The following is a 9,850-nucleotide window of genomic DNA, read 5'->3' on the forward strand; positions in this document are numbered from 1 at the left end:
GAAGACCTCGCTGGGGATGGCCACCACCCCGGCCCGCTCGGGCAGCACCTTGGCGAAGGTCATCCCGTCGTCGAACCCCAGCGGGCGTACGTCGGCCTGCACGAAGTAGGTGCCGGCCGCCTCGTAGGTGAGGAACCCGGCGGCCGAGAGGCCGGCTGAGAGCCGGTCGCGCTTGGCCTGCAGCGAAGCCCGCTGGCTGCTCACCCAGTCGAGCTCGTGGTCGAGCGCGTGGGCGACGGCGAGCTGGAACGGGCCGCCCACGGTGAACGTGGTGAACTGCTTGATGGTCTGCACCGCGCGGATCAGGGTGGCCGGGGCGCAGACCCAGCCGACCTTCCAGCCGGTGACCGAGAAGCTCTTGCCGGCCGAGGAGATCGAGACGGTCCGCTCGCGCATGCCGTCGTACGACGCGAGCGGGATGTGCCCGGTGCCGTCGAAGGTCAGGTGTTCATAGACCTCGTCGGTGACGGCGAGGAGGTCGTGCTCGACACACAGGTCGGCGATCGCGCCGAGCTCGTCGCGGGTGAACACCGTGCCGGTCGGGTTGTGCGGGCTGTTGACGAGCACGAGGCGGGTCCGGGGACCGATCGCCGCCCGCAGCTCGTCCGGGTCGAAGGTGAAGCGGCCGCCGGGACGCTCAGGTCGCAGGGTGACCGGGCGACGTACGGCGCCGGCGAGCGAGATCACCGCGGCGTAGGAGTCGTAGTAGGGCTCGAAGACCACGACCTCGTCGCCCGGCTCGCACAGTGCCTGGACCGCCGTGGCGACCGCCTCGGTGGCGCCGACGGTGACATAGACCTCGCGGTCGGGGTCGTAGTCGAGGGCGTACTGCGTGCGCCGGTGGCGGGCGACGGCCTCGCGCAGCGCGGGCATCCCCGGACCGGGCGGGTACTGGTTGACGCCCGCGCGGATCGCCTCGACGGCGACCTCGAGCATCGCGGACGGCCCGTCGGTGTCGGGAAAACCCTGCCCGAGGTTGATCGCCCCGATGCGATTGGCGAGCGCGGTCATCTCCGCGAAGATGGTCGTCTCGAAGGGGCGCATCCGGGCGACGAGCGGGTCACGGAACGGCGGAGCCGAAGTCACCGGGACACGCTAACAGCCGCCCACCGGCGGTCTCGGCGACGCCCGCTGCCGAAGGGACACGGCAGCAGAGCTACGCCGAGTAGTCGATCAAGCCGCGGTGCCGCGGGTCAGGCGTGCTCGCCGGCCGCCTGATCGTTGGACCCGCCGGCCAGCAGCGCCCGCACCTCGGACTCCTTGTAGCGGCGGTGACCGCCGAGGGTCCGGATGGAGGTCAGCTTTCCGGCCTTGGCCCACCGGGTGACGGTCTTGGGGTCGACGCGGAACATCGTCGCGACCTCTGCGGGCGTGAGCAGCGGTTCAGCATCCGTAGTGGTTCGGGTGGTCATGGCTGGTCCCTTCTGCCAGGCGAGTCGGTGTGACGCCGTTGTATGCACAACCGACCCTTACCCACATTGCACCATTTTTCCGCAACGCTCGAATAGCCCGAGCAGAGCAACTTCGTGGTGTCCATACCAGGTCTCCCTAGCCGCACCGTTTAGGGGTAATTCGGGCGCTTCTGTGCAGTCGGTCCGGCCCTGCAGCCTATGACCCGATCGTACGCCGAATCCTTCGCTCATCGTGGCGGCACTATGGTGAAAGTGGACGCTCTGCGACCGACGTCGATCCGGCGGAGCGTGGCGTCCCGGCCTGCTCGGCCGACATCCACGCAGGGAGACACCCGTGAGCGTGTTTGCGATGGGCGACGTGCCCACCGGCCATGAACAGGTCGTCTTCTGCCAGGACCCGGGCAGCGGCCTCAAGGCGATCATCGCCATCTACTCCACCGCGCTCGGTCCGGCGCTCGGCGGGACCCGGTTCTACCCCTACGCCAGCGAGGACGAGGCGGTCACCGACGTCCTGAACCTCTCCCGCGGGATGGCCTACAAGAACGCGCTGGCCGGGCTCGACCACGGCGGGGGCAAAGCCGTCATCTGGGGCGACCCGGCCACGGAGAAGTCCGAGGCGCTGCTGCGGGCCTACGGCCGGTTCGTCGATTCCCTCGGCGGTCGCTACATCACCGCCTGTGACGTCGGCACCTACGTCCAGGACATGGACGTCATCGCCCGGGAGACCCGATGGGCGACCGGCCGCTCGGCCGAGCACGGCGGTGCCGGCGATTCGTCGATTCTCACCGCCTACGGCGTCTTCCAGGGGATGCGCGCCTGCGCCGAACACGTCTGGGACACCCCGAGCCTGCGCGGCCGCCGGGTCGGCGTCGCGGGGGTCGGCAAGGTCGGCCGGCACCTCGCCGAGCACCTGCGCGGCGAGGGCGCGACGGTCGTGGTCAGCGACGTCAGCCCGCGCGCGATCGACCAGATCCACCACGCCGACCCCGAGATCGAGATCGTCGCCGACGTCGACCAGCTGATCCGCGCCGACCTCGACGTCTACGCGCCGTGCGCGCTGGGCGGGGCCCTGGACGACGACACGGTGCCGGCCCTGACCGCCCGGGTGATCTGTGGCGCCGCCAACAACCAGCTGGCCCATCCCGGAATCGAGAAGGTCCTCGCCGACCGGGGAGTCCTCTATGCACCGGATTACGTCGTGAACTCCGGTGGGGTGATCCAGGTCGCCGACGAGATCGAGGGCTTCAGCTTCGAGCGCGCCAAGGCCAAGGCCGCGGAGATCTTCGACACCACCCGCCGGATCTTCGCCCTCGCGGCCGTCGACGGCGTACCCCCGGCGGTCGCCGCCGACCGGCTGGCCGAGCGTCGGATGGCCCAGGTCGGCCGGCTCCGCACCATCCTGAGCCGAAGCTGAGCGTGGACCGGCCCTTCCGGCCGTTTACCCGCCCCGGCGGAGGTGCCAGCCGACAGCGGGCACGGTATCGTGGGCGCTACTAACGGATGCCATAGATCGGGGTTGCCGGACAAGGCGCCCCGTGTTCTGTGCGAGGGGGTCAAGCCATGGGCCGCGGCCGGGCGAAGGCCAAGCAGACCAAAGTTGCGCGTGAGCTGAAGTACTCCAGCCACGCGCCCGACTACGACCGGCTCCAGCAGGAGCTGTCGGGGCCGTCGACGACCTCGTCGCCGCACTCGTCGACCGACGATCGCGACGACAGCGACGACGAGTACGCCCGCTGGGAGTCCTCGTCCGGCTGATCCGGACGATCTGTATCCGGTCACGCGCGCCGACCGGACGCCCGACCGCGCCGCCCGACGGGCCGCGGCGGTACCCCGGGCCGTCGCCGGTCCGGCGGTGACGACGACCGTCGCCGCAGTCCAGGCGACCCCGGTTTTTCTCGATCGTGCCGCGACGACCGACAAGGCCTGCGCGTTGATCGGCGAGGCTGCGGCCCGCGGCGCCGAGCTCGTCGTTTTCCCCGAGGCGTTCATCCCGGCCTATCCGGACTGGGTCTGGCGGGTGCCGGCCTGGAACGACAGCAGTTACGTCGCGCGCCTGCACGACCAGTCGGTCACCGTGCCCGGACCCGTCACCGAGCAGCTCGGTGAGGCGGCCCGGGCGGCCGGGACCTACGTGGCCGTCGGCGTCGACGAGCTCGATGGCAGCACGCTCTACAACACCCTGCTCTACTTCGCCGCCGACGGGTCACTGGCCGGTCGTCACCGCAAGCTGATGCCGACCGGCGGCGAGCGGACGATCTGGGGCTATGGCGACGGCTCGACCCTCGACGTCGTCCCGGCACCGTTCGGGGTGATCGGTGGGCTCATCTGCTGGGAGAACTACATGCCGCTCGCCCGGGCGGCGATGTACGCGCGGGGTGTCGACATCTACCTCGCCCCGACCTGGGACAACAGCGACAGCTGGGTCGCCACCCTCCGCCACATAGCCAAGGAGGGCCGGGTCTACGTCCTCGGGGTCGCGCCGCTGCTGCGCGGGTCCGACGTCCCGGCCGAACTGCGCGGTGACGTCTACGGCGGGGACGACGACTGGATGAGCCGCGGCTTCACGACGATCGTGGCGCCGGGCGGCGACGTACTCGCCGGGCCGCTGCTCGAGGAGGAGGGCATCCTCTACGCCGAGGTCGACCTCGCCGAGGTCCGCCGGCACCGGCAGATGTTCGATCCGGTCGGGCACTATGCGCGACCGGACGTCCTCGCCCTGCACGTCGACACCAGGCCGCGCCGGCCGGTGTCGTTCGACGAGTAGGAGTCCCGTCGCGGTACGTGGAGCGGGCTCAGGCGCGGTACTGACCGGTCAGCCGGGCGGTGCCCGACCCGTCGACGATCTCGCCGGCCACCCAGGCCGGCAGGTGCCGGCCGATCAGGAGGGCGAGCGCGCGGTCGACGTCGTCGCGGCCGACGATCGCCACCATTCCGACGCCCATGTTGAAGGTGCGCTCCATCTCGGCCTCGTCCACCCGGCCCCGAGTTGCGACCAGGTCGAAGATCGGCTGCGGCCGCCAGGTGCCCCGGTCGATGACGGCGTCCGCGTGGGCCGGCATGATCCGGGCCACGTTGCCGGCCAGCCCGCCGCCGGTGACGTGGGCGAAGGCGTGTACGTCGGTCTCGGCGATCAGAGCCAGGCAGTCCAGGCTGTAGATGCGGGTCGGCGTCAGCAGCTCCTCGCCGAGGGTGCGTGCGCTGCCCAGCTCGTCGACCACGGCGTCGAGCGGCATCCGGCCGACCCCGAGCAGGATGTGGCGGACCAGCGAGTATCCGTTGGAGTGCAACCCCGACGACCCCAGGGCGAGCACCACGTCGCCGACCTGAACCTTGTCCGCGCCCAGCACCGCATCGGCCTCGACGGCACCCACCGCCGTCCCCGCGATGTCGTACTCGTCGCGCTCGAGCATTCCGGGGTGCTCGGCCGTCTCGCCGCCGATGAGGGCGCAGCCGGCCAGCCGGCAGCCCTCTGCGATGCCACCGACGATGTCGGCCATCCGCTCGGGGACCACCTGGCCGCAGGCGACGTAATCCTGCAGGAAGAGCGGCTCGGCACCGCAGACGACGACGTCGTCGGCGACCATCCCGACGAGGTCCAGCCCCACGGTGTCGTGGATGTCCAGGGCGTGGGCGATTGCCAGCTTGGTGCCCACACCGTCGGTGGAGGAGGCGAGCAGCGGCCGCTTCCACCGGCTGGTGTCGAAGGCGAACAGCCCGGCGAAACCGCCGATGCCGCCGACCACCTCACTCCGATGGGCCGTCTTGGCCCGGGCCCGAATCAGCTCGACGGCCCGCTCCCCCGCGTCGATGTCGACCCCGGCGGCGGCGTATGTCGAGGCGGGGAAGCCTTGCCCCGACTCCGTGCGGTGACCGCTCACGGCCGCTGCAGAGCGTCGTGGCCGGCGAGTCCCACGGGCAAGGTCTGCATGCCGCGGGCGATGCCTTCGAGCACGTGTTTGCCCATCATCTCGTCGGAGGGGAGCGGGATCGGGTACTCGCCGTCGAAGCAGGCCCGGCAGAGCCGGTCCTTCGGCTGCTCCGTCGCCGCGATCAGACCGTCGAGGGTCACGTAGTGCAGCGAGTCGGCCCCGATCGACGCGCGGACGCCTTCGACGTCGAGGCCGTTGGCGACCAGCTCGGCGGGGGTCGCGAAGTCGATGCCGTAGAAGCACGGCCAGCGCACCGGAGGGCTGGAGATCCGCACGTGCACCTCGGCGGCGCCGGCTTCGCGGAGCATCCGGACCAGAGCGCGCTGGGTGTTGCCGCGCACGATCGAGTCGTCGACGACGACCAGCCGCTTGCCGCGGATCACGTCCCGCAGCGGGTTGAGCTTGAGCCGGATACCGAGCTGGCGGATGGTCTGCGACGGCTGGATGAAGGTACGGCCGACGTAGGAGTTCTTGACCAGGCCCTGCCCGTAGGGGATGCCCGACTCCTCGGCGTAGCCGATCGCGGCCGGCGTACCGGACTCCGGGACCGGGATGACGAGATCCGCAGGGACCGGGTGCTCGCGGGCCAACTGGCGGCCGACCTCGACGCGGGCGGCGTGCAGGCCCCGCCCACTGATGGTGGTGTCCGGCCGGGCGAGGTAGACGTATTCGAAGAGGCAGCCCGCCGGTTTCGCCTCGGCGAAGCGGTGCGACCGCAGGCCGTCCTCGTCGACCGCGATCAGCTCGCCCGGCTCGATCTCGCGGACCACCGAGGCGCCGACGATGTCGAGGGCAGCGGTCTCGCTGGCCACCACCCAGCCGCGCTCGAGCCGGCCGAGTACGAGCGGACGCACGCCGTGCCGATCGCGGGCGGCGTAGAGGGTGTGCTCGTCGCAGAAGACCAGGGTGAAGGCGCCCTGCAGGAGCGGGAGGATCTCGACCGCGGCGGCCTCGAGCGACTGGTCCGGCCGGGCCGCGAGCAGCTTGGTGACGACGTCGGAGTCGGTGGTCGAGCCGGTGAGCCCGGGGGTGATCTCGGCGCCGACCTGGCGGGCCAGCTCGGCGGTGTTGACCAGGTTGCCGTTGTGGGCAAGGGCTAGACCGGTGCCGGCCTTGGTGGTGCGGAACGTCGGCTGGGCGTTCTCCCAGGTCCCCGCGCCGGTGGTCGAGTAGCGCGTGTGGCCGACCGCGATGTGCCCGCGCAGGCTGGCCAGGATCGACTCGTCGAAGACCTGGGCGACCAGGCCGAGGTCCTTGTAGACCAGCAACGCGCTGCCGTCGCTGACGGCCATCCCGGCGGCCTCCTGGCCGCGGTGCTGCAGCGCGTAGAGCCCGTAGTAGGCGAGTTTGGCCACCTCGTCACCGGGTGCCCAGACGCCGAATACGCCGCACTCGTCGTGGGGGATGTCGTCCTCGGATGGATCGCCAGTAGCTCCGGGCGTCAAGCGCACCAGTGTCTCCTCGGCGAGGTAAAGGGGGCGTCCCCGAGTGTAGCCACGGTCGCGGGCAGCCCCCGGCACCCGCCCGCCACCCCACACCCATGATCAAGAGGGGATTCCGGTACGAAACGCCGTACGAATCCCCTCTTGATCATGAGAGGGGAGGGGAGGGGGCGGCGGGGTCAGGAAAGCAGCGGCAGGTAGGCCGAGAGGTCGCTGCGTTCGCCGCTTGCGCTGACGTCTCCGCGGGCGACCGCCTCCGCCCACCCGAGCCGGCCGGTCGCCACCCGCAGCCAGGTCACCGGATCGGTCTCGATGACCGTCGGCGGGGTGCCCCGGGTGTGTCGCGGACCGGCGATGCACTGCACCGCGGCGTACGGCGGGACGCGCAGCTCGACCGCCCGGCCGGGCGCTCGCGTCGCCAGCACCCCGGCGAGCAGGCGTACGGCGGCCGCCGACGCGTCGCGGGTGAGCGGCGGTCCGGGGCGGTCCGACCGTGCGCTGGCGAGGTCGTCGCTGTGCACCACGAGTTCGACGGCGCGGGTGGCGAGAAAGTCGCCGATCCGCAGCGGCCCGCGGGGAGCCGCCACGACCACGGTGTCCCCGACGTGGGCGAGCACCTTCCCGGCCCGGTCGCTCTGCTCGCGGTAGTCGGCGACCAGCTCCGCCGGGGTCCGGCCGGCCACCGCGCCGACGACGCGCTCGCGGATCTGGTCCGCCGCACCGGGCAGCGCGGCGAGGTAGTCGGCGACGGCCATGGGCGGGTCGGCGATCGGGCGCGGCACGATGTCCGCGATCAGCGCGAGGATCTCGGTCAGGTGGACGGCGAGCTCGGTCACCGACCAGCCCTGGAGCTCGGTGGGCCGGGTCCATGCCGGTGGATCGAGATGGTCGAGGTAGTCACCGATCGCCTTCGCCTGCGCCTGGATGGCGGCGCCGAGCTGGCGGACGTCGTGTCGACGGGGCGGCATCACCAGACGTTATCGCCACGGAGTTTGCCGGGAACGTCCTGTCCCGGTCAGTCGAAGAGTGCCGGCACCGTGGTCTCGTGCGCGGCCCGCAGTTCCTCGAGCGGTACGCCGAAAATCCCGGCCAGGTCGAGCGTCGGGCCGCCGACGACACCGACCGGCACGCACGGCAGTCCCCGCTCGACGCACTGCCGGGTGAAGCGTTCCTCGTCTGCGGGCGCTACGGCGACCACGGCCCGCCCGGCGGACTCGGAGAACAGCGCCACGAACGGGTCGATCCCGGCGGGGAGACGCACCGTCGCACCGGTGCGGCCGGCCAGGCACGACTCGACCAGCGCCTGCGCGAGCCCGCCGTCGGACAGGTCGTGGGCGGCGCGGAGCAGGCCGTCGCGAGCGCCGGCGACGAGCACTTCGGCGAGCAGCCGCTCGCGCTCGAGATCCACGGCCGGGGGCCGGCCGCCGAGATGCCGGTGCTCGACCCAGGCCCACTCCGATCCGCCGAACTCGTCGCGGGTGTCGCCGAGCAGGAGGAGGACGTCGCCGTCGGCGCCGAAGTCGATCGGCGTACGGCGGGAGACGTCGTCGAGGATGCCCAGCACGCCGATCACCGGCGTCGGGTGGATCGGGGCGGTGCCGGTGGAGTTGTAGAAGCTGACGTTGCCGCCCGTGACCGGCGTGCCGAGCGTCGCGCACCCGTCGGCGAGGCCACGCACGGCCTCGGCGAACTGCCACATGACCCCGGGATCCTCCGGACTGCCGAAGTTGAGGCAGTCGGTGACGGCGACCGGGGTCGCGCCGGTGGCGGCGACGTTGCGGTAGGCCTCGGCGAGGGCGAGCTGCGCGCCGGCGTAGGGGTCGAGGCGGGTGTAGCGGCCGTTGCCGTCGGTGGCCAGCGCGATGCCGAGCCGGCTCCGCTCGTCGAGCCGGAGGATCCCCGCGTCCTGCGGCTGGGCCAGCACCGTGTTGCCCTGCACGTAGCGGTCGTACTGGTCGGTGACCCAACGTTTGTCGGCGAGGTTGGGCGACGACACCATCCGCAGCAGGGTCGCCCGCAAGTCCTCCACCGTGGCCGGGCGGGCCAGCCCGTCCGGCGGGTCAGCCTGCAGCGCGTCGAGGTCGGCCGGGCGAGCCATCGGCCGGTCGTAGACCGGACCCTCGTGGGCCACGGTGCGCGGGGGTACGTCGACGATCTGCTCGCCGCGCCAGCTGATCTCCAGCCGGCCGGTGCCGGTGACCTCGCCGATGACGGTGGCGTTGACGCCCCACTTGGCGCAGATCGTGAGCACCCGGTCGAGCTTCGCCGGCTCGACGACGGCGCACATCCGCTCCTGCGACTCGCTCATGAGGATCTCCTCCGGAGCGAGCGTGGCGTCGCGCAACGGCACCTCGTCGAGGGTGACCCGCATGCCGCCGTCGCCGGCGCTGGCCAGTTCGGTGGTCGCGCAGGACAGCCCGGCCGCACCGAGATCCTGGATTCCCACGACGAGGTCGTCGGCGAAGATCTCCAGGCAGCACTCGATGAGCAGCTTCTCGGTGAACGGGTCGCCGACCTGCACGCTGGGGCGCTTCGCCGGTTTCCCGTCGTCGTCGAACGTGGCGCTCGCCAGCACCGAGGCGCCGCCGATCCCGTCGCCGCCGGTCCGCGCGCCGAGCAACAGCACCTTGTTGCCGAGGCCGCTGGCCCGCGCGTACTTCACTCCGTCGCGCGGCAGCACCCCGACGCAGAGCACGTTGACGAGCGGGTTGCCGGCGTAGGTCGGGTCGAAGACGAGTTCACCGCCGACGTTGGGCAGGCCGAGGCAGTTGCCGTAGCCGCCGACGCCGGCGACCACGCCGGGCAGCACCCGTGCGGTGTCGGGCGCGTCGGCCGGCCCGAACCGCAGTGGGTCCATGACCGCGATCGGACGCGCGCCCATCGTGAGGATGTCGCGCACGATGCCGCCGACACCGGTGGCGGCGCCCTGGTAGGGCTCGACGTAGGACGGGTGGTTGTGCGACTCGATCTTGAAGGTGACCGCGAGCCCGTCGCCGACGTCGACGACACCGGCGTTCTCCCCCATTCCGACGAGCATCCGCTGACCGCGCGGCGCCTTGTCGGCGAA

General features: G+C 71.7%; 9 protein-coding genes. 3 read left to right on the top strand and 6 right to left on the bottom strand.

The features are described from left to right. Nucleotides 1–1,086: pyridoxal phosphate-dependent aminotransferase (locus tag VGH85_13165; protein ID HEY2174751.1), on the bottom strand; the 1,086-nt coding region annotated here is incomplete at its 3' end. 107 nt (nt 1,087–1,193) lie between these two features. Beyond that, nucleotides 1,194–1,412, bottom strand: a complete 219-nt coding sequence (locus VGH85_13170) for a BldC family transcriptional regulator (protein ID HEY2174752.1) — start codon at nt 1,410–1,412, stop codon at nt 1,194–1,196. Between the two features lie 334 nt (nt 1,413–1,746). On the opposite strand from VGH85_13170, the gene VGH85_13175 reads away from it, so the two are divergent. The 3 genes from VGH85_13175 (at nt 1,747) to VGH85_13185 (ending at nt 4,176) form a co-directional block, all read left to right on the top strand. Continuing rightward, nucleotides 1,747–2,826 (top strand): Glu/Leu/Phe/Val dehydrogenase dimerization domain-containing protein, encoded by a 1,080-nt coding sequence (locus VGH85_13175; protein ID HEY2174753.1) that lies wholly within the window; start codon nt 1,747–1,749, stop codon nt 2,824–2,826. A 146-nt stretch (nt 2,827–2,972) separates the two neighbouring features. Beyond that, complete coding sequence (locus VGH85_13180) at nt 2,973–3,167, top strand: DUF3073 domain-containing protein (protein ID HEY2174754.1); 195 nt, start codon at nt 2,973–2,975, stop codon at nt 3,165–3,167. Between the two features lie 97 nt (nt 3,168–3,264). After that, on the top strand, nt 3,265–4,176 hold the full coding sequence (locus tag VGH85_13185; protein HEY2174755.1) for a carbon-nitrogen hydrolase family protein: 912 nt from the start codon (nt 3,265–3,267) through the stop codon (nt 4,174–4,176). A 28-nt stretch (nt 4,177–4,204) separates the two neighbouring features. Here the strand turns inward: VGH85_13185 and purM are convergent, their stop codons facing one another. The 4 genes from purM to purL all read right to left on the bottom strand — a co-directional run. Further along, a complete protein-coding gene (purM, locus tag VGH85_13190) occupies nt 4,205–5,290 on the bottom strand; it encodes a phosphoribosylformylglycinamidine cyclo-ligase (GenBank protein HEY2174756.1) in 1,086 nt (361 codons plus the stop codon). After that, nucleotides 5,287–6,792, bottom strand: coding sequence for an amidophosphoribosyltransferase (purF, locus tag VGH85_13195; protein ID HEY2174757.1), 1,506 nt, complete (start codon nt 6,790–6,792; stop codon nt 5,287–5,289). The genes purM and purF overlap by 4 nt, the downstream gene beginning before the upstream one ends. A 170-nt stretch (nt 6,793–6,962) precedes the next feature. Further along, complete coding sequence (locus VGH85_13200; GenBank protein HEY2174758.1) at nt 6,963–7,751, bottom strand: sterol carrier family protein; 789 nt, start codon at nt 7,749–7,751, stop codon at nt 6,963–6,965. Nucleotides 7,752–7,798: 47 nt separating this feature from the next. Further along, the coding region (gene purL / locus VGH85_13205) for a phosphoribosylformylglycinamidine synthase subunit PurL (protein HEY2174759.1) at nt 7,799–9,850 on the bottom strand (2,052 nt) is incomplete at its 5' end.

The organism is Mycobacteriales bacterium, from assembly GCA_036497565.1.
In the GTDB taxonomy this organism is placed as follows: Bacteria; Actinomycetota; Actinomycetes; order Mycobacteriales; family QHCD01; genus DASXJE01.

What these genes read in the sequence shown, in the direction of transcription:
- VGH85_13180 (HEY2174754.1), top strand. Translation starts at nt 2,973, where the DNA reads ATGGGCCGCGGCCGGGCGAAGGCCAAGCAGACCAAAGTTGCGCGTGAG.
- VGH85_13200 (HEY2174758.1), bottom strand. Translation starts at nt 7,751, where the DNA reads ATGCCGCCCCGTCGACACGACGTCCGCCAGCTCGGCGCCGCCATCCAG.
- VGH85_13170 (HEY2174752.1), bottom strand. Translation starts at nt 1,412, where the DNA reads ATGACCACCCGAACCACTACGGATGCTGAACCGCTGCTCACGCCCGCA.